7 protein-coding genes are annotated in these 20,499 nt (G+C 75.6%); 2 read left to right on the top strand and 5 right to left on the bottom strand.

The window, feature by feature from the left end; translation table 11 throughout:
* Positions 1 to 78: 78 nt before the first annotated feature.
* From ACFPCY_RS09485 to ACFPCY_RS09470, 4 genes are all read right to left on the bottom strand, one after another.
* A complete protein-coding gene (locus ACFPCY_RS09485) occupies positions 79 to 492 on the bottom strand; it encodes a nuclear transport factor 2 family protein (RefSeq protein ID WP_378253395.1) in 414 nt (137 codons plus the stop codon).
* 45 nt (positions 493 to 537) lie between these two features.
* Positions 538 to 987 (bottom strand): nuclear transport factor 2 family protein, encoded by a 450-nt coding sequence (locus ACFPCY_RS09480; protein ID WP_378253394.1) that lies wholly within the window; start codon positions 985 to 987, stop codon positions 538 to 540.
* Positions 965 to 11,440 (bottom strand): type I polyketide synthase, encoded by a 10,476-nt coding sequence (locus ACFPCY_RS09475; RefSeq protein ID WP_378253393.1) that lies wholly within the window; start codon positions 11,438 to 11,440, stop codon positions 965 to 967. Before ACFPCY_RS09475 ends, ACFPCY_RS09480 begins: the two co-directional genes overlap by 23 nt.
* Positions 11,441 to 11,523: 83 nt before the next feature.
* Positions 11,524 to 16,368 carry a type I polyketide synthase gene (locus tag ACFPCY_RS09470; RefSeq protein WP_378253392.1) on the bottom strand — a complete coding sequence of 1,615 codons (4,845 nt, stop codon included), beginning with the start codon at positions 16,366 to 16,368 and terminating at the stop codon, positions 11,524 to 11,526.
* Between the two features lie 239 nt (positions 16,369 to 16,607).
* Here ACFPCY_RS09470 and ACFPCY_RS09465 point away from each other — a divergent pair, with 239 nt between their 5' ends.
* Positions 16,608 to 17,816: a cytochrome P450 gene (locus ACFPCY_RS09465; protein WP_378253391.1), complete on the top strand. Its 1,209-nt coding sequence runs from the start codon at positions 16,608 to 16,610 to the stop codon at positions 17,814 to 17,816.
* A 22-nt stretch (positions 17,817 to 17,838) separates the two neighbouring features.
* Positions 17,839 to 19,557, top strand: coding sequence for a cytochrome P450 (locus tag ACFPCY_RS09460; protein ID WP_378253390.1), 1,719 nt, complete (start codon positions 17,839 to 17,841; stop codon positions 19,555 to 19,557).
* A gap of 65 nt (positions 19,558 to 19,622) precedes the next feature.
* On the opposite strand, the gene ACFPCY_RS09455 is transcribed toward ACFPCY_RS09460, so the two are convergent.
* Complete coding sequence (locus tag ACFPCY_RS09455) at positions 19,623 to 20,498, bottom strand: alpha/beta fold hydrolase (protein ID WP_378253389.1); 876 nt, start codon at positions 20,496 to 20,498, stop codon at positions 19,623 to 19,625.
* Position 20,499: the final 1 nt, after the last annotated feature.

Here is a 20,499-nt window from a genome sequence, read left to right as displayed (position 1 = left end):
CCGTCCCCTCCGCCGGGCGGGCCCGCCCATGCCGCTCGACGCCCCTCGACGATGACGCTGTTCGCCGGGGCGCGGACGCTAGGGACCCGCCGCCGGGGCGGCCCCGGCCGGGGTGCCGTCCCCGACGGTCATGTCGGTCATGCCCCAGAAGGCCCGGACGTGCCGGCCCAGGCCGTCCTCGTCGAACTCCACGATGCCGATGATGTGGAACTTCAGCACCGCCGGGGTGCGCAGGACCACCCGGGTGCTGGTGGCGACGAACCGCCCGCACATCGAGGTCACCGACACCTCCGGCGACTCGTGGACCTGGTTCTCCACGGACATCACCAGGTGCCGGCGGAGCGCCTCCTTGCCGATCGTCGGCGGCCGTCCCACCGGGTCCTCGAAGACGACGTCGTCGGTGAACAGGGCGAGCGCGCCCTCCACGTCGCGCTCGTTCAGCCGCCGCGCGTACTCCAGCGCCATCTCCTTGCGGAACGCCTCGTCCGGCATGGGCACCTCCGGTTTCGGTCGGTCACTTCTCCGTCGACGATCGGCTCAGCCGACGACTTCCAGGTCGGACCGGCCCCAGAAGGTCCGCGCCTCGCGGATGAGGCCGGTCCCGTCCACCCGCAGCAGGAGCATGCAGGTGCGCCGGATCCGCTTTCCGGACGGGTCGTCCGGGGGGACGAGCCAGCCGCGCTCGGCGTAGCGCGGCCCGAAGGGGACGTAGTCGGTCTCGCAGGTGAGCGGGATGAAGGCGTGCGCGCCGTCCTGCGCCGCGACCGGCTCGCCCGGGACGACCCGCAGGCCCGCCGCGAACGCCTCCTCGTAGTGGGCGCGCAGCGCGGCGGCGCCGCTCCGCTCCTCCCAGCCGACCGGGTCGGCGAACGCGACATCCTCGCCGTACAGCTCCAGCAGCGCGTCCACGTCCCCGGCGTTCATCCGGCGGCAGTGCTCCAGTGCCAGCTCCTTGCGGTCGCGCTCACCGGTCAGCCCTGTGCCCAACTGTCCCTCCGTTGCTCGTGCCTCGTCCGAGGTCGCGATCGATGAAGTCGAGGAGCTCGTCGACGCCCGCGGTCTCCAGCCGTGCCGCGGCCGACGCGTCCAGCCCGGACGCCTCCAGCCCGGCCCCGTCCTGCCCGGCCCCGTCCTGCGCGGACCCGTCCTGCGCGGACCCGTCCTGCGCGGACCCGCCCTGCGCGGACCCGTTCCGTCCGGCCCCGTCCCGCGCGGACCCGTTGCGTCCGGACGCGCCGTCCGGGCGTTCCAGGCGCAGCAGGGTGTCCCGCAACCGGTCCGCCAGCGCGCTCTGCGCGGCCTCGCTCGCGGCGGCGACGGTCAGCAGCGACCGCTCCAGCCGTTCCAGCTCGCCGAGGACGGGCGGGAGCGGGTCGGCCTCCGGCGGGTCCAGCTCGGCGAGCAGGTGGCGGGCCAGCGCCGCCGGACCGGAATGGTCGAAGATCAGCGTGGCGGGCAGCCGCAGCCCGGTCGCGGCGGCCAGCCGGTTGCGCAGCTCGATCGCGGTCAGCGAGTCGAACCCGAGGTCCTGGAACCGCTGCGCGGGTTCGACGGTGCCCGCGCCGTCGTGGCCGAGGACGGTCGCGACGTTGGCGCGGACCAGGTCCAGCACGGCCCGCTCGCGCTCCTCGTCCGGCAGTCCGGACAGGCGCCGGGCGAGGTCGGCCGGGGCCGCCGCGGCGGTGCCGCCCGCGCGCGGGGCCGCGCCGCGCAGCAGGTGCCGCAGCACGGCGGGCGCCTCGTGCGTCCGCGCGTGCCCGCGGATGCGCGCCAGGTCCAGCCGGACGGGCGCGAGCAGCGCGTGCTCGCCGGTGAGGGCGGTGTCGAACGCGGCGAGGGCCTCCTCGACGTCCAACCCGGTGACGCCCGTGCGGGTGTGCCGGGCGCGGTCCACCTCCGACAGGCGTCCCCACATGCCCGTGTCCTGCCGCCACAGGCCCCAGGCCAGCGACGTGCCCGGCAGGCCGAGCGCGCGCCGGTGCTGGGCGAGCGCGTCGACGAAGGCGTTCGCGGCCGTGTAGGACCCCTGCCCGGCGCCGCCGACCAGCCCGGCGACCGAGGAGAACAGCACGAACGCCGCCAGGTCCCGGTCGCGGGTCAGCTCGTGCAGGTGCAGCGCGCCGTCGGCCTTGACGCGCAGGACGGCGTCGAGCCGGTCGGGTGTCATCGACTGGACGGTGGCGTCCGCGACGATCCCGGCGGCGTGCACCACGGCGGTGAGCGGACGGTCGCCCGGAACCGACGCCAGCAGCGCGGCGAGCGCGGCCCGGTCGCCGACGTCGCAGGCGGCGACGGTGACGCCGTCCGCGCCGAGGCCGGCCAGCTCGTCGGCCAGGTCGGCCGCGCCGGGCGCGTCCGGGCCGCGGCTGCCGACCAGCAGCAGCCGGCGGACGCCGTGCGCGGTGACCAGGTGGCGGGCGATCTGCGCGCCGAGCGCTCCGGTCCCGCCCGTGATCAGGACGGTGCCGTCCGGGTCCAGCGGCGCGGACGCCGCGGGCTCCGCGCCGCGGTCGTGCCGGACCAGGCGCGGCGCGAACGCCTCGCCCCCGCGCAGCGCCAGCTGCGGTTCGCCCGACGCGAGGGCGGCGCGGACGGCCGGGTACGAGCCGTCCGCGGGGTCCAGGTCGAGCTCCGCGGGGTCCAGGTCGAGCTCCGGGGGGTCCGGGTCGAGTTCCGCGGGATCCAGGTCGAGCAGGGCCAGCCGTCCGGGGAACTCGATCTGCGCGCTGCGCACCAGCCCCCACAGCGACGCGGCGGCCAGGTCGCCGACGTCCTCGCCCGGACGCGTCGCGACCGCCCCGCGCGTGGCGAGGACGAGCCGCGCCCCGTCGAACCGGGCGTCACCGAGCCAGTCCTGGAGCAGCGCCAGCGCCTCGCCGCCGACGCGCCGGAGCCGTCCGGCCGGGTCGTCGCCGTCCCGTGGGCCGGGGACGGCGACGACGACCTCGTCCGGCACGGGCGCGCCGCCGCCGGCGGCCGAGCGCAGGTCGTCCAGCGTGCGGTGCACCGCGGCCCCGGGCAGGGCGCCGGCCAGCGGATCACCATCGGCGGCGATCACCGCGTATCGGGCCGGGCCCGCGTCGCGAATTCCCGTCAGGGGCGTCCAGTCGAGACGGAACAGCGTGTCGTCGCCGCGCGCCCGCGCGATCCGTCCGGCCGGGACGGGCCGCAGGGTCAGCGACTCCAGGGTGAGCACCGGCGCGCCGGTCGGGTCGGCGGCCGTGACGGCCAAGCGGTCGCCCGCCTCGCGGGTGATCCGCACGCGGAGGGTGGTCGCGGCGGTGGCGTGCAGGTGCAGGCCCGTCCAGGAGAACGGCAGCAGGATCTCGTCGGAGGCGCCGGCATCGGCGTCCGGACCCGCGTCGAGCAGCAGCGCGTGCAAGGTGGCGTCCAGCAGGACCGGATGGACGCCGAAACCGGCGGCGCCGGCCCGCTCGCTCTCGGGCAGCGCGACCTCGGCGTACACGTCGTCGCCGAGCCGCCACGCGGCGACCAGCGCCTGCGACGCCGGGCCGTACTCGTGGCCGTGCGCGGCGAGCTCGTCGTAGGGATCGCCGGTGGTGACCGGTTCGGCTCCGGGCGGCGGCCACGCGCCGTCCAGCCCCGCGGGGGCGTCGGGCGGCGCTTCGGGCGAGAGCAGCCCGGTCGCGTGCCGCGTCCAGGCGGCCTCGTCCTCGCCATCCGAGGACGGCCGGGAGTGGACGCCGACGGGCCGCAGTCCCGCCTCGTCCGGAGGCCCGACCGCGACCTGGAGGTCCACCGGCGCGTCGTCGGGCACGACCAGCGGGCTCTCCAGGGTGAGTTCGGCCAGGTGGTCGCAGCCCGCCCGCGCGGCGGCGTGCAGGGCCAGCTCGACGAGCGCCGATCCGGGCAGCAGGACGCTGCCCATCACCCGGTGCTCGGCCAGCCACGCGTGTCCCTGCTGGGAGACGCGCCCGGTGAACAGGAGCGTGTCCGCGCCGGCCGGTTCGACGGCCGCGCCGAGCAGGGGGTGTCCGGCCGGGACGAGGCCGAGGCCCGCCGCGTCGCCGGGCGCGTGCGGCGGCGCGTCGAGCCAGAACCGCCGCCGCTGGAAGGCGTAGGTGGGCAGCGGGACCCTGCGCGGCGGCGGGTCGGCGGGGAAGCGCGTCGTCCAGTCCACCTCGACCCCGGCGGCGAACGCCTCCCCGAGCGCGCGCAGGAGCTGCCCGGCGCCGCCGCGGTCCCGGCGCAGCGTCGCCAGGACGGACGCCTCCGCACGGGCCGCGTCCACACACTCCTCGATGCCCGGCGTCAGGACGGGATGCGGGCCGGCCTCGATGAACACGCGATGCCCATCCTCCAGGAGGGCGGTGACGGTGTCGGCGAAGCGGACGGGCTGCCGGAGATTGGTGATCCAGTACTCGGTGTCGAGGGAGGCGGTGTCGTGCGGCGCGGCGGTGACCGTGGAGTAGAAGGTCACGGACGCGTCGAGCGGCGTCACGCCGTCGAGCGTTCCGCGCAGCTCGTCGGTGATCCGGTCGATCTGCGGCCCGTGCGAGGCGTAGTCCACGTCGATCATCCGGGCGCGCAGCCCCTCGGCGTGGGCCTTCGCCACGATGGCGGCGACCTGCTCGGGCGGTCCGGAGACGACCGTGGAGGACGGGCTGTTGACCGCCGCGACCGTGACGTCCGGCGCGTCGGTGAACAGTTCGGCCGCGCGCTCGCGGCCCACGCCGAGGGAGGCCATCGCGCCGCCGCCCGCCAGTTGCCGCAGAGCCTTGCTGCGCAGCGCGACCACCCGCGCGGCGTCTTCGAGCGAAAGCGCGCCCGCGACGCACGCGGCGGCGATCTCGCCCTGACTGTGCCCGACGACTGCGGCGGGCTTGACGCCGTAATCCCCCCAGACGGCCGCCAGCGACACCATCACCGCCCAAAGGACGGGCTGGACGACGTCCACGCGCGTCAGTGCAGAACCGTCGCCGCGAATCACCTCGGTCAGCGACCAGTCCACGTGCGGCGCGAGAGCCTGCTCGCATTCGGCCATGCGCGCGGCGAACACCGGCGACTCGTCCAGCAGCTCGGCGCCCATCCCGGCCCACTGCGAGCCCTGGCCCGGGAAGACCAGGACGGGACCCGCGCCGGTCGTGTCCGCGACGCCCGTCACGACGCCGGCGTCCGGCTCACCGTCCGCGAGCGCGCGCAGGGAGGCGAGCAGCCGTTCGCGGTCCTCGCCGATCACGACGGCGCGGTGGCCGAACGGCGACCGGGTCTCGACCAGCGACCAGCCCACATCGGCGGGCGACAGGGCGGGGTCGGCCGCGACGTGGTCGGCGAGCCGCCCGGCCTGCGCGCGGAGGGCCCCGGCGTCGTGCCCGGACACCACCCACGGCACGAGGCGGTCCCCGACGGGCGGCACGGGCTCGGGCGGCGAGGCGGGTTCCGGCTCGTCCGGGGCCTGTTCGAGGATGAGGTGCGCGTTGGTGCCGGAGATCCCGAACGCGGAGACGGCCGCCCGGCGCGGCCGTCCGGCGTCCGGCCACGGCGTGGGCTCGGTGAGCAGCCGGACGGCGCCGGCGTCCCAGTCGACGTGCCGGGTCGGCGCGTCGATGTGCAGCGAGCGGGGCAGCAGCCCGTGGCGCAGGGCCAGCACCATCTTGATGACGCCCGCGACGCCCGCCGCGGCCTGCGTGTGCCCGAGGTTCGACTTGACCGAGCCCAGCCACAGCGGACGCTCCGCCGGACGTCCCGCGCCGTAGGTGGCGAGCAGCGCCCCCGCCTCGATCGGGTCGCCGAGCGTCGTGCCGGTGCCGTGCGCCTCCACCGCGTCCAGGTCGTCCGGGGAGAGGCCGGCGTTGGCGAGGGCCTGCCTGATCACGCGCTCCTGGGACGGCCCGTTCGGCGCGGTCAGGCCGTTGCTGGTGCCGTCCTGGTTGATCGCGGACCCGCGGATGACCGCGAGGATCCGGTGGCCGTTGCGGCGCGCGTCCGACAGCCGCTCCAGCATGACGAGCCCGACGCCCTCGCTCCAGCTCGTCCCGTCGGCGGCGTCGGCGAACGGCTTGCAGCGGCCGTCGGGGGCGATGCCGCGCTGCCGCGAGAACTCCACGAACGACGCGGGCGTGGTCATCACCGTCGCGCCCCCGGCGAGGGCGAGCGAGCACTCGCCCTGCCGCAGCGCCCGCGCGGCCAGGTGCATCGAGACCAGCGACGCCGAGCAGCCGGTGTCCACCGTCACCGCCGGGCCGACCAGGCCGAGGATGTAGGAGATCCGCCCGGACGCCACGCAGCCGAGGTTGCCGGTGCCGATGTAGCCCTCGACGTCCTGGCTCCGCCTCCCGATGTGCGTCAGGTAGTCGAAGAGGGTCAGCCCGGTGAACACGCCGGTGTCGCTGCCGTCCAGCGCCGCGCGGTTGAGCCCGGCGCTCTCGATGGCGTCCCACGCGGTCTCCAGCAGGAGCCGCTGCTGCGGGTCCATCGCGACGGCCTCGCGCGGGCTGATCCCGAAGAACGCCGCGTCGAACCGGTCCGCGTCGTAGACGAACCCGCCCTCCCGGACGTAGCTGGTGCCGGGATGGTCGGGGTCGGGATGGAACAGGTTCTCCAGGTCCCAGCCCCGGTCGGTGGGGAAGGCGCCGATCGCGTCGCGGCCCTCGGCGACCAGCTCCCACAGGTCCTCCGGCGACCGGACGCCGCCGGGGTACCGGCACGCCATGCCGATGATCGCGATCGGCTCGTCCTCCGTGCCCGCCGTGCCCGCCGGGCCCGCCGCGCGCGCCACCGCGGCCGGGCGGACCGCCTCGGGCCGTTCGCCGAACAGCTCGCCGCCGACGAACGCGGCGAGCTCCTGCGGCGTCGGATGGTCGAAGAGCATCGTGACCGGCAGGTCCAGGCCGGTCGCCTGGCTCAGCTGGTTGCGCAGCTGGACGGCGGTGAGCGAGTCGAACCCCAGCTCCTGGAACGGCTTGTCCGCCGGGATCGCGTCCGCGCCCGCGTGGCCGAGCGTCGCCGCCGCCTCCGTCCGGACGTGGTTGAGCAGGAGCTGCTGCCGGCGCGCCGGGGGAGCGTCCCGGAGCTGCCGCGCGAGCGGCGTGCCTGCCGCGCCACCGGAAGCGGCGGCCGGTGCGCTGACGGCGACGGGCTGCCGGTTCTCCGGCAGGTCGCTCAGCAGCGGCGCGGGACGGGCCGAGGTGAACGTCGGGGTGAACCGCGCCCAGTCGATGTTGGCGATGGTGAGCGCGGTCGTGCCGGTGCTGAGCGCGTGGTGCAGGGCCTTGGTCGCCGGGTCCGGGTGGATCGGGTCGAGGCCGAACCGGGAGAAGAACGCCAGCGTGGTCTGGTCGGCGGCGATCCCCGCCTGGCTCCACGGCCCCCAGGCCAGCGACGTGGCGGGCTGCCCGAGCGCGCGGCGGTGCTGGGCCAGGGCGTCGAGGTAGTGGTTGGCGGCGGCGTACGCGCCCTGCTGCCCGCTGCCCCACGCCCCCGCGCCCGAGGAGAACATCAGGAACGTCGTGACCGGATGCCGCCCGGCCAGCTCGTGCAGGTGCGCGGCGGCGTGCGACTTCGGCGCGAGGACGTGGTCGAGGTCGTCGAGCGTGAGGTCGGTGATGGGGATGTAGTTCGGGACGCCCGCCACGTGGAAGATCGACGTCAGGGGCCGGTCGGCCGGGACGTCCCGCAGGACGTCCTCCAGCCGCGCGCGGTCCGCGACGTCGCAGGCGGTGATCTCGACGGCCGCGCCGAGCGCGGTGAGCTCGGCGGCGAGGTCGGCCGCGCCGGGCGCGTCCGGGCCGCGGCGGCTGAGGAGATGCAGGCGGGGCGCGCCGTTCGCGGCGAGCCAGCGCGCCAGGTGCGCGCCGATGCCGCCGGTGCCGCCGGTGATCAGCGTCGTCCCGGTGGGCTTCCAGCCGGTGGCGAGGGCCGGGCTGGGCGGCGCGTGCCGCATCCGGCGCGCGAGCACGCCGGTCGGGCGGATCGCCACCTGGTCCTCCGGCCGCCCCGGCGCCAGCACCGACGCCAGCCGCGCCGCGGTGCGCTGGTCGGGGGAGGCGGGCAGGTCGGCGAGACCGCCCCACAGCTTCGGATGTTCGAGCGCGGCGACGCGTCCGAGGCCCCAGACCTGCGCCTGGACGGGGCTGCCGAGCGGATCGGCTCCGCTCGTGGCCACCGCGTCCTGCGTCAGGCACCACAGCGGGGCGGCGACGTCGGCGTCCGCGAGCGCCTGGACCAGCGTGACCGTCGCCGCCAGCCCGGACGGCACCGCCGCGGAGCGTTCGTGCGGCGACTCGTCCAGCGCGAGCAGGCTGAGCACGCCCGCCGGATCGGTGCCTGCGGCGAGTTCCGCCAGCCGCGCGGTCAGCGCCTCGCGGTCGAGATCGCGCGCCGCGAGGGTGTGGACGGCGGCGGTGGCCCCGTGGGTCTCGACCGCGCGCACCGCCAGCCGGACGGCGGGATGGTCCGAGAAGCCGTCCGGGACGATCAGCAGCCAGGTGCCGCCGAGCGCGGGCGCGGCGAGGTCGGGCACGTGCGTCCAGCCGATCTCGTAGCGCCAGGAGTCGATCGTCCGCCGCTCGCGGTGCCCGCGCCGCCACTCCGCCAGGGCGGGCAGCGCCGGGCCGAGCGCGGCGACGCTCTCCTCGTCGTCCAGCCGCAGCGTCCGGGCGAGCGCGTCCACGTCGTTGGCCTCGATCGCCTGCCACACCTTCGCCTCGACCGGATCGGTCCCGCCCGTGACGGGCCGGTCGCGGTCGGCCGCCGGCGGCTCCAGCCAGTACCGGCGGCGCTGGAACGCGTAGGTCGGCAGGTCCACGACACGCGGCGCGGGATCGGCGGGGAACCAGCGCGTCCAGTCGACCGGGGCCCCGGCGGTGAACGCGTGGCCGAGCGCCCGCGCCAGCCGCGCTGCGCCGCCCTGGTCGCGGCGCAGCGTGGGCACCGCGACGACCCGGCCGGACGCCTGCTCGGCGCACTCCTCGACCGCGGGCGTCAGGACGGGATGCGGGCTCGCCTCGATGAACAGCCGGTATCCCGCGGTGACGAGGGTGTCGATCGCGTCGGCGAACCGCACCGGACGGCGCAGGTTCTCGATCCAGTACGCGGTGTCGAGCGCGGCGGTGTCGATCGGCGTCCCGGTGAGCGTGGAGTGGAACGCGATCCCGGCGCTCACCGGCGCGACGCCCGCGAGCGACTCCGCCAGCTCGCCGGTGATCTCGTCCACCTGGGGGCCGTGCGAGGCGTAGTCCACGTCGATCATCCGGGCGCGCAGGCCCTGGTCCCGCGCCGCCGACACCGCCGCCGCGACCTGGTCCGGCGGGCCGGACACGACCGTGGAGGACGGCCCGTTCACCGCCGCGACCGCCACGTCCGGCGTGGCCCACAGCAGGCCCGTCGCCTCCTCCTCGCCGACACCGAGCGAGGCCATCGCCCCGCCGCCCGCCAGACGCCGCAGCGCCCTGCTCCGCAACGCCACGACCTTCGCCGCGTCCTCCAGCGACAGGGCCCCGGCGACGCACGCCGCGGCGATCTCGCCCTGACTGTGCCCGACCACGGCGGCCGGTTTCACGCCGAAGTCGGCCCAGACGGCGGCCAGCGACACCATCACCGCCCAAAGGACGGGCTGGACGACGTCCACGCGGGAGAGTTCCGAGCCGTCGCCCCGGATCACCTCGGTCAGCGACCAATCGACGTGGGCGGCGAGAGCCTGTTCGCATTCGGCCATGCGCGCCGCGAAGACCGGCGACTCGTCCAGCAGCTCGGCGCCCATCCCGGCCCACTGCGATCCCTGCCCCGGGAACACCAGCACCGGGCCGGGGCCGCGCAGCCCCACCTGGCCTTTCACCACGTCCGGATGCGCCTCGCCACGGGCCAGCGCCGCCAGGCCCGCGCCCGGCTCCGCGCCGACGATCACCGCGCGGTGCTCGAGCGCCGACCGCGTCCGGACGAGCGACCAGGCCGCATCGACCGGGGACAGGTCGGGGTGGGCGGCGAGGTGGTCGGCCAGGCGGCCGGCCTGCGCGCGCAGCGCCTCGGCGGTGTGCCCGGAGACGACCAGCGGCGCGAGTCTCCCGTCCGCGGGCGGCGATGCCGGCTCCGGCTCGTCCGAGGCCTGTTCGAGGATGAGATGCGCGTTCGTCCCGGAGATCCCGAACGCGGAGATCCCCGCCCGCCGCGGACGACCGGTCTCGGGCCACGGGACGGCCTCCGTCAGCAGCCGGACGGCCCCGGAGTCCCAGTCGACGTGCCGCGTCGGCCGGTCGACGTGCAGGGTGGCCGGAAGCAGGCCGTTCCGCACCGCCATGACCATCTTGATGACCCCGGCGACTCCCGCCGCCGCCTGCGTGTGCCCGATGTTGGACTTCACCGACCCGAGCCACACCGGCCGGTCACCGGGACGGTTCCGCCCGTAGGCGGCGAGGAGCGCCTGAGCCTCGATGGGGTCGCCGAGCGCCGTGCCCGTGCCGTGCGCCTCGACGGCGTCCAGTTCGGTGGGGGACAGGCCCGCGTTGGCGAGCGCCTGCCGGATCACGCGTTCCTGCGAGGGGCCGTTGGGCGCGGTCAGGCCGTTGCTCGCGCCGTCCTGGTTCACGGCCGAGCCGCGGATCACCGCGAGGACGCGGCGGCCGTCGCGCCGGGCGTCCGACAGCCGCTCCAGCATGACCAGCCCGGCGCCCTCCGCCCAGCCCGCGCCGTCGGCCGCGTCCGCGAACGCCTTGCACCGGCCGTCGGGGGCCGCGCCGCGCTGCCGCGAGAACTCGGTGAACGCGCCCGGCGTCGCCATCACGGTCGCGCCCCCGGCGAACGCGAGCGAGCAGTCGCCGTCCCGCAGCGCCTGGCAGGCCATGTGGATCGCCACCAGCGACGACGAGCAGGCCGTGTCGATCGTCGTCGCCGGGCCCTCCAGCCCGAACGCGTACGCGATCCGCCCGGACGCGACGCTGCCGAGGTTGCCGGTGCCGATGTACCCCTCGACCTCGCTGGACGTCTCGGGGACGAGCATCAGGTAGTCGTGCGCGCTGACCCCGGTGAACACGCCGGTGTCGCTGCCCGCGAGCGCCTCGCGGGTCAGTCCCGCGGTCTCCGCCGCTTCCCACGCGGTCTCCAGCAGCAGCCGCTGCTGCGGGTCCATCGCGACCGCCTCGCGCGGGCTGATCCCGAAGAACTCCGCGTCGAAGTCCCCGGCGTCGTACAGGAACCCGCCCTCGCGGACGTAGCTGGTGCCGGGGTTCTCCGGATCCGGGTCGTACAGGGCCTCCAAGTCCCAGCCGCGGTCGGTGGGGAACGCCGACACGGCGTCCCCGCCCCCGGCCACCAGCCGCCACAGGTCGCCGGCGGACCGGACGCCGCCGGGGAACCGGCACGCCGTGCCGATGATCGCGATCGGTTCGGGCCGGGCCGACTCCAGCCGGTCCAGGCGCTCGCGCGCCGTCCGCAGCTCCGCGGTGACCCACTTGAGGTTGTCGAGAAGCTCCTGCTCGGTCGACATGCGGTCGGGCTCCTTCAACGCGGTTGTTCCGGGAGGTGTGCGGTTGTTCTCGGAGGTACGAGGTCGTGCCGGGAGGTCCGGGGTCAGGACTTGCCGAACTCTTCGGAGATGAGCGCGAGCATCTCGTCCGCCGTCGCCGACTCCAGGTCGTCGCGGGACGCGGCGGCCGGGCCGCCGGACCAGGACGCGGCCAGCGACCGCATCCGCACCGCGATCCGCCGCCGCGCGGCGGCGTCCACCTCGCCCGAGGAGGCCGCGGCCTCCCACCGGTCGAGGTCGGCGAGGATCGAACCCTCGGTCGGCGCGTCCCCGTCCACGAGCAGCCCGTGCAGGTGCGCCGCCAGTTCGCGCGGCGTGGGCCGGTCGAACACCAGGGTCGCGGCGAGCCGGAGCCCGGTGCTGGCGTTGAGCTGGTTGCGCAGCTGGACGGCCGTGAGCGAGTCGAACCCGAACTCCTGGAACGGCTTGTCCGGCGGGATGTCGTCGCCCGAAGCCAGCCCGAGCGTGGCGGCGGTCTGCGCCTGCACGTGCCGCAGCAGCAGCGGCTCGCGCTGACCCGCCGGGGTCTCGGCGAGCTCTTCGGCCAGCGGCGTCGCGGCGGAGTCGGGCGCGGCGGCGGGCCGCAGGTTCTCCGGGAGGTCGGCGAGCAGGGGAGCGGGGCGTCCGATGGTGAACGTGGGGAGGAACCGGTCCCAGTCGATGTCGGCGATCGCGAGCGCGGTGGCGCCCGTGCCGATCGCCTCCTCGACGGCCCGGGTCGCCAGGTCCGGGGCGAGGGGCCGGACGCCGAAGCGCGCGAGGAACGCCGTGGACGCCTCGTCGGCGACCATGCCGACGTCCCCCCACAGCCCCCAGGCCAGGGACGTCCCCGCCGCCCCGCTCGCCCGGCGGTGCTGCGCGAGCGCGTCCAGGTAGTGGTTGGCGGCGGCGTACGCGCCCTGCTGCCCGCTTCCCCAGGTGCCCGCGCCGGACGAGAACATCAGGAACGTCGAGACGGGATGGTCCTGGAGGAGTTCGTGCAGGTGCGCGGCGGCGTGCGACTTGGGCCCGAGCACCTCGCCGGCGGTCTCGGCGGTCAGCTCGGCGATCGGGACGTGGTTCAGGATCCCCGCCGCGTGCAGGACGGTCGTCAGCGGCCGGTCCGCCGGGACCTTCAGCAACGTCTCCTCCAGCTGGGCGCGGTCGGCGGCGTCGCACGCGGTGATCTCGACGGTCGCGCCGAGCGCGGTGAGCTCCTCGGAGAGGTCGGCCGCGCCGGGCGCGTCCGGCCCGCGCCTGCTGGCGAGAATCAGATGAGGCGCGCCCAGGGCGGCGAGCCGGCGCGCCAGGTGCGCGCCGATGCCGCCGGTACCGCCGGTGATCAGCGTCGTCCCGGTGGGTTTCCAGGCGTCCGGGGCGTCCTCGGCGGGCGGCGCGTGCTCCAGGCGCCGCGCCCAGGTTCCCGAGGCGCGCACGGCGACCTGGTCTTCGGGCTGCCCGGGCGCCAGGACGGACGCCAGCCGGTCCGCCACCCGCCCGTCGAGCACGGCGGGCAGGTCGACCAGACCGCCCCACAGGCCCGGATGTTCGAGCGCGGCGACGCGTCCCAGGCCCCAGACCTGCGCCCGCGCCGGATGCCCGAGCGGCTCGGACGCCGCCGTCGCCACCGCGTCCCGCGTCAGGCACCACAGCGGGACGGCCGGCGCGGCGTCCGCCATCGCCTGCACGAGGAAGATCGTGGCCGACAGCCCCGACGGCACCGCCTCGACCCGCCCGTGCGGCGACTCGTCGAGCCCGAGGAGGCTGAGGACGCCGCCCGGCGCGTCCACCTCGGCGAGGTGCGCGGCGAGCTGCTCCTTGGTGGCGTGCGGGGCGTCCACGACCCGGACGACGGTCTTCGCGCCGTGCCCGTCGAGCGCCCGGAGCGCGACCTCGGCCTCCGGGCCGTCGCGGTGGGCCGCCGGGACCAGCACCAGCCAGGTCCCCGCCAGGCCCGCGGCCGCCGGGACCCGGACGTTCTTCCAGCCGATCCGGTACCGGCAGGCGTTCAGGGCCTGCCGCTCGCGATGCGCGCGCCGCCACTCCGACAGCGCGGGCAGGACCGGGCCGAGAGCCGAGCCGTCCAGGCCGAGCGTCGCGGCCAGCGCGGCGGTGTCGCCGTCCTCGATCGCCTGCCACAACCGCGCCTCGTCCGCGTCATGGCCACCGCCCGCGAGGACGGTCGCGGGCGGCTCCACCCAGTACCGCCGGCGCTGGAACGGATAGGTCGGCAGGTCCACGACGCGCGGCGCGGGATCGGCCGGGTACCAGCGCGTCCAGTCGACCGGCGCCCCGACGCCGAACGCCCGCGCGAGCGCCAGCGCGAGCTGCGTCAGGTCGCCGTGCTCACGACGCAGCGTCGGAACGGCCGTGGCGCCGTCGTTCTCGCCCTCGCCGAAGCTCTCCTCCAGCGCGGTCGTCAGGACGGGATGGGCGCTGGCCTCGATGAAGACGCGGTGCCCGTCGTTCAGCAACGCGCGGACGGCCTCGGCGAACCGGACGGGCTGCCGGAGATTGGTGATCCAGTACTCGGTGTCCAGGGACGCGGTGTCGATGCGGGACCCGGTGACGGTCGAATAGAACGGCACTCCGGCCGTCCCGGTGATCCCGGCGAGTGTCTGGCGTAGTTCGTCGGTGATCTGGTCAACTTGAGGTCCGTGGGAGGCGTAGTCCACCTCGATCATCCGCGCCCGCAACCCGCGGCTCTGCGCGTTCGCCACCACAGTGGCCACCTGATCGGGCGGCCCGGAGACGACGGTGGAGGACGGGCTGTTGACCGCCGCGATCCCAACCTCACCGGTCACAAGGGCCTCGGCCTGTTCAGCGCTGACGCCCAGCGACGCCATCGCGCCACCACCGGCCAGCCTGCGCAGCGCCTTGCTCCGCAACGCGACCACGCGCGCGGCGTCCTGCAGCGACAAGGCCCCGGCGACACACGCCGCCGCGATCTCACCCTGGCTGTGCCCGACCACCGCGGCCGGTTTCACGCCGTGGTCGGCCCAGACCGCGGCCAGCGACACCATCACCGCCCACAACACCGGCTGAACCACATCCACCCGCGACAACTCCGCACCGTCACCACAGATGACCTCGCTCAACGACCAGTCCACATGCGGAGCCAAAGCCTGCTCACACTCGGCCATCCGCGCCGCGAACACCGGCGACCCATCCAGCAACTCCGCACCCATGCGAGCCCACTGCGAACCCTGACCCGGGAACACCAACACCGGACCCGGACCAACCGGACCGGCGACGCCCGTGACCAGGTGCGGATGCGGCATCCCCCCGGCCAGCGCCGACAGCGCCGCGCCGCGATCCTCACCCACCACGACCGCGCGATGCTCGAACAGCGAACGCGACTTCAACAGCGACCAGCCGACCTCCACCGGCGACAAGCCAGGATCGTCCGCGACCAGATCACGCAGCCGGGCGGCCTGAGCGCGCAGGGCCGGAGCGCTCCGCGCCGACAGCACCCACGGCAGGACGCCGCCGCCCTCCGGAGCGGCCTCGGGCTCCACGTCCGGAGCTTCTTCCAGAATGAGGTGCGCGTTCGTGCCGGAGAACCCGAAGGACGAGACGCCGGCCCGGCGCGGACGGTTCGTGCGCGTCCACGGCCGGGACTCGGTCAGCAGGCGCAGCCCGCCGGCGTCCCAGTCGACGTACGCGGACGGCTCGTCCAGGTGCAGGGTCGCGGGCAGGACGCCGTGCCGCAGCGCCATCACCATCTTGATCACGCCCGCGACGCCCGCGGTCATCTGGGTGTGCCCGATGTTGGACTTGACCGAGCCGAGCCACAGCGGCGACCCGCCGGCCGGACGGTCCGCGCCGTAGGTGGCGAGGAGCGCCCCGGCCTCGATCGGGTCGCCGAGGGGCGTGCCGGTGCCGTGCGCCTCCACGGCGTCCACCTCGGACGCGGGAAGGCGGGCGTCCGCCAGCGCCTGCCGGATCACGCGCTCCTGCGAGGGGCCGTTGGGCGCGGTGAGGCCGTTGCTCGCGCCGTCCTGGTTCACCGCCGAACCCCGGATCACCGCCAGCACCCGGTGCCCGTTGCGGCGCGCGTCCGCCAGCCGCTCCAGCAGCAGCACGGCCGCGCCCTCGGCGAGCGTCATGCCGTCGGCCTTCGCGGAGAACGGCTTGGAGCGGCCGTCGGGCGCGAGCGCGCGCATCTCGCTGAAGCCGATCAGCGGCGCGGGCGACGCCATGACGTGCGCGCCGCCCGCCAGCGCCAGCGTCGACTCGCCCCGCCGGAGCGACCCGCAGGCCAGGTGGACGGCGACCAGCGAGGACGAGCACGCCGTCGCGACCGTCAGCGCCGGGCCCTCCAGGCCGAGGACGTAGGAGACGCGGCCGGACGTGACGCTCGCGGAGTTCCCGATGGTGAAGTAGCCCTCGGAGCCCTCCGGCACCTGGTCCGCGCTCAGGCAGTAGTCGAACCCGTCGCAGCCGAGGAACATCCCCACCGGCTCGGAGCGCAGCGAGCGCGGGTCGATGCCCGCGCGCTCGACCGCCTCCCAGGACAGTTCGAGGGCGAGCCGCTGCTGCGGGGCCATGCCGAGCGCCTCGGCCGGGCCGATGCCGAAGAACGCGGCGTCGAACTCGGCGGCGTCGTGGACGAACCCGCCCTCGCGGACGTAGGACGTGCCGGGATGCTCGGGGTCGGGATGGTAGAGCCCGTCCAGGTCCCAGCCGCGGTCGGCGGGCGGCCCGGTGATCGCGTCCCGGCCCTCGGCGACCAGGTCCCACAGGTCCTCGGGCGTCGCGACGCCGCCGGGCAGGCGGCAGGCCATGCCCACGACCGCGACCGGCTCCCGCGCGGCCGACTCGGCGTCCTTGAGGCGGCGCTGGGTCTGCCGCAGGTCGGCGGTGACCCGCTTCAGGTAGTCCAGGAGTTTGTCTTCCCTGTCGGCCATCGGAAGCTGACCGCTCCTCTCGCACGACGTCCCTGATCGGAGCCTCACCGACGGCGCTAAAGCGCCCCTGAACCGCGGCGGCTTTAGCGTCCGGCAAGGGCGGCGTTAGCCGCGGCCGCGACGCTGGCGCCGGAGGACGCGAGCGGCGGCCGACCGCACCGGGTCGGCGGCGCGCCGCCCCGACCCGTGGCGATCGGAGTGTTGGCCGCATGGAGAGCAGCGACGACAGGAGGGGCGCGGTGACGGCGACGGATCCGCCGATCACCTTCCCCCGGGACGCCCGTCCGGGACCGTTCGACCCGCCGGAGGTCCTGCGCGAGCTGCGGGAGCGGGCCCCGCTGGTGCCGATGCGGTTCGCGGACGGCCACGTCGGCTGGTTCGCGACCGGCTACACGGCCGTCCGGGCCATCCTCAGCGACCCCCGCTTCAGCGCCCGGCCCGAGCGCCACCACCTGGTCGTCGAGCTGCCCATGGCCACCGCGTTCGCGGGCCGGCTGACGCTGAGCGTGTCCGGCATGTTCCACCTCCAGGACCCGCCCGAGCACACCCGCTACCGGCGCGCGCTGGCCGCCGAGTTCACCGTCCAGCGGATGCGGCGGCTCGAACCGACGATCACCGCGATCACCCGGGACTGCCTGGACGGCATGGCCAGGTCGGGGCCGCCCGCCGACCTGGTGGAGGACTTCGCCTTCCCCGTCCCGTCCCTGGTGACCTGCGAGCTGCTCGGCATCGACCGGGACGACCGGGAGGGCTTCCGCTGGGCGGTGGCCACGCTGTCGCGCTGGGAGAGCGGCGTCGAGGAGACCCGCGACGCCCTGGACACCGTGCTCGGGTTCTTCCCGCCGCTGATCCGGCAGCGTCGCGAGCACCCCGGCGACGACCTGATGAGCAGGCTGGTCGCGAGCGGCGGGATGACCGACGAGGAGCTCGCGACGGTCGGCTACATCCTGTTCGCCGGCGGCTTCGAGACGACGGCGAACATGCTGGCGCTGGGCACCTTCGCGCTGCTGGAGCACCCCGAGCAGAAGGAGGCGCTGCGCCGCGACCCCGGCCTCGTCGGCAACGCCGTGGAGGAGCTGCTGCGGTACCTGACGATCGGGCACATCGGGCCGCAGCGCGCCGCGACCGAGGACGTCGAGATCGAGGGCGTGCTGATCCGCAAGGGCCAGGCGGTCATGATGTCGCTGCCCGCCGCCAACCGCGATCCCGGCCACTTCGACGACCCCGAGACGCTCGACATCACCCGGTCCGCCGGCGGCCACGTCGCGTTCGGGCACGGCGTGCACGGCTGCCTCGGCCAGCAGCTCGCCCGCGTCGTGATGCGGATCGCCTACCCGGCGCTGCTCGACCGGTTCCCGGGCCTGCGCCTGGCGGTGCCGCCCGAGCGGGTGCCCACCAAGCAGAACGCGATGGCCTACGGCGTCCACCGGCTGCCGGTCGAGTGGTGACCATCCGCTGAGGAGGCGAACGATGGCAGAGCAGGCGACGCTCGACCAGGCACCCGGCCCGCTCGCGGGCATGCTCGACCGCGCCCCGGGCGGCGCCGCCGGGATCGCGCTGGAGTCGGTCTTCCCCCTCGGGGGCCGCCGGGACGCCTTCGCCGAGGCGTACCGCGTGCTGCGTCCGGGCGAGCGGATCGCGGTCGTCGATCTCGTCCTGCCGGACGGCCCGCGCGAGGAGCCGGTCCGCGAGCTGGACGGCTGGCGGAGCGTCGCGTCCGCCGACGACTGGCACGACCGGGACGGCTACACCGCGGCGCTGCGCGCGGCCGGTTTCGTCGACATCGAACTCCTGGACGTCACCGGCGACCCCCTTCCGCTCGACCTCCTCGAACGCCGCCTGAGCCGCCGGGACGGAACCGGCGAGGCGCTCGGCGACACGGCCGATCTCGTCGCGCGCACCGAGGTGGTGATCGCGACGGCGACCCGGCCCGTCGATCCGCAGTGCCCGGCGCTGGTCGCGGACCCGTTCACCGCCTACTCCGAGATCCGGGAGCGGACCCGGCTCGTCCGGGCGAACATGCCCGGCGTCGAGCCGTTCTGGATGGTGACCCGCTACGACGACGCCAAGCTCGTGCTGAGCGACCCGCGCTTCGTGGTGAACTCGGCGAACGTGCCCGGGAAGGCCGAGACCGCCAACCGGATCGAGCAGTACCAGCTCGCCAACGGCATCTCGCCCGAGCACGTGGCCTTCTCCCGGGCCAACCTGCCGAGCCTGGACGGCGCCGACCACCACCGGCTGCGCGGCCTGGTGTCCAGGGCGTTCACCCCGCGCCGCGTCGCCCGGCTCCGGCCGCGCGTCGAGGAGATCACCGCGCGCCTGCTGGACCGCCTGCCGCGGCTCGCCGAGGACGGCGTCGTCGACCTGCTGCGGCACTTCGCGACACCGCTGCCGCTGACCGTGATCTGCGAGCTGGTCGGCGTCCCGGAGGACGAGCGCGACCGGTTCCGCGTCGCGGTCTGGGAGTGGATGGCCGGCGCCGCGCCCGCCGGGCCCGCCCGGGACGGGGCGCGCCGCGAGACGGCGTTCGACTACGTCCGCGGCCTGATCGGGCGCCGCCGCGTCCGCCCGGAGGACGACCTGGCCTCGGCGCTGATCCGGGTCCACGACGAGGACGGGGCGCGGCTGACCGACTCCGAGCTGGTCTGGACGATCCTGACGCTGGTGGTGGCCGGCTACGAGACCACCATGCACTTCATCTCCAACGGGATCGTCGCCCTGCTCACCCATCCTGCCCAGCTCGCCCGCCTGCGGGACGACCCCGACCTGATGCCCCGCGCGGTCGAGGAGCTGCTGCGCTGGTGCGACCCGGTGCTGGGCGGCCACTTCCGCTACGCGACCGAGGACGTCGAGATCGGCGGCGAGACCGTGGCCAAGGGCGAGGCGGTGATGCCGATCATCACCGGGGCCGACTACGACCCGCGCGTGTTCGACGACCCGCACCGGCTCGACCTCGCCCGCGAGGGCCGGCGTGACCAGAGCCATCTCGGGTTCGGGCACGGCGTGCACTTCTGCCTCGGCGCGGCGCTGGCCCGCCAGGAGGCCGCCGTGGCGTTCGACGGACTGTTCCGGCGGTTCCCCGATCTCGCCCTGGCCGTCGAGCCCGGGGAGCTCCGGCACGGCCGCGAGCATCTCTGGAAGTTCCTCGAACTCCCCGTCCGCCTCGGCACCGAGAACCCCCGGCACTGACGTCCGCGAAGGGAGCGCCGATGCCGGGGGCCACAGGCTGACTTCGGTTTACAGGGTGACTCGGATTACGGGGTGGCTTCGCGGGCGAGATCGAGGAGGTCCTTCGCGACCCGGTCGGGGTGCTCGCTCGGCAGGTAGTGGTCGGCTCCCTCGTACCAGCGCACGGTCGCGCGGGAGAGCGCGGCCTCGGCGCCTTCCACCCATTCGCGCGTCAGCCCCCCGCCCGCGACCGATCCCGCGTTCTGGAGGGCCGGCATCAGCATGACCGGGGCGGAGACCCGCGGGTACCAGCGGTGCGGACGCTCGTTCCACACGCATTCCAGGATCGACATGAAGTGCGCGTCGGGCAGGCGCGGGACGAGGATCCCGTCCGGGCCGGGACGCAGATCGGCCAGGTGCGCCTCGATCGCCGTCTCGGACCACCCGGGATGGGCCTTGCGGAGCTTGGCGCGCGTGTCGTCGGGCGTGTCGCCGCCGCGGGCCGCCAGCCGCTGCGACACCACGTCGCGCCAGCGTCCCATGCGTCCGGGCATCCGCGCCGCCACGTCCACCCAGCCGCCGTCCACGAGCGCGAGCCCGCCGACGAGGTCCGGGCGCTCGGCGGCCAGCCGCAGCGCGACGCCGCCGCCCCAGGAGTGGCCCGCCACCACGGCGGGCCGCAGGTCCAGGGCGGCGGCGACGGCCGCGACGTCGGCGCACGCGGTGGCGGTGTCGTACCCGTCGCCGGGGCTGTCGGACTCGCCGTGCCCGCGCAGGTCGACGGCGTACGACGGGTGCCCGTCCGCGGCGAGCAGCCCGGCGACCTCGTCCCACAGCAGGGCGTTCGACGCCAGGCCGTGGAGCAGGAGGAACGCCGGGCGCCGGGCGCCCGGCCGGTGCCGGACGCGCAGCCGCACGCCCGCCGCGACCGGGACGCGCAGGTCCTGGTGACCGGCCGTCATC

The organism is Actinomadura gamaensis (assembly GCF_042652125.1).
Taxonomy (GTDB): Bacteria; Actinomycetota; Actinomycetes; order Streptosporangiales; family Streptosporangiaceae; genus Spirillospora; species Spirillospora gamaensis.
This window is presented reverse-complemented; position numbering and strand designations above follow the sequence as displayed.

Coding starts and splice junctions, on each gene's coding strand:
- ACFPCY_RS09470 (WP_378253392.1), bottom strand. CDS start 16,368: ATGGCCGACAGGGAAGACAAACTCCTGGACTACCTGAAGCGGGTCACC.
- ACFPCY_RS09485 (WP_378253395.1), bottom strand. CDS start 492: ATGCCGGACGAGGCGTTCCGCAAGGAGATGGCGCTGGAGTACGCGCGG.
- ACFPCY_RS09475 (WP_378253393.1), bottom strand. CDS start 11,440: ATGTCGACCGAGCAGGAGCTTCTCGACAACCTCAAGTGGGTCACCGCG.
- ACFPCY_RS09460 (WP_378253390.1), top strand. CDS start 17,839: ATGGCAGAGCAGGCGACGCTCGACCAGGCACCCGGCCCGCTCGCGGGC.
- ACFPCY_RS09455 (WP_378253389.1), bottom strand. CDS start 20,498: ATGACGGCCGGTCACCAGGACCTGCGCGTCCCGGTCGCGGCGGGCGTG.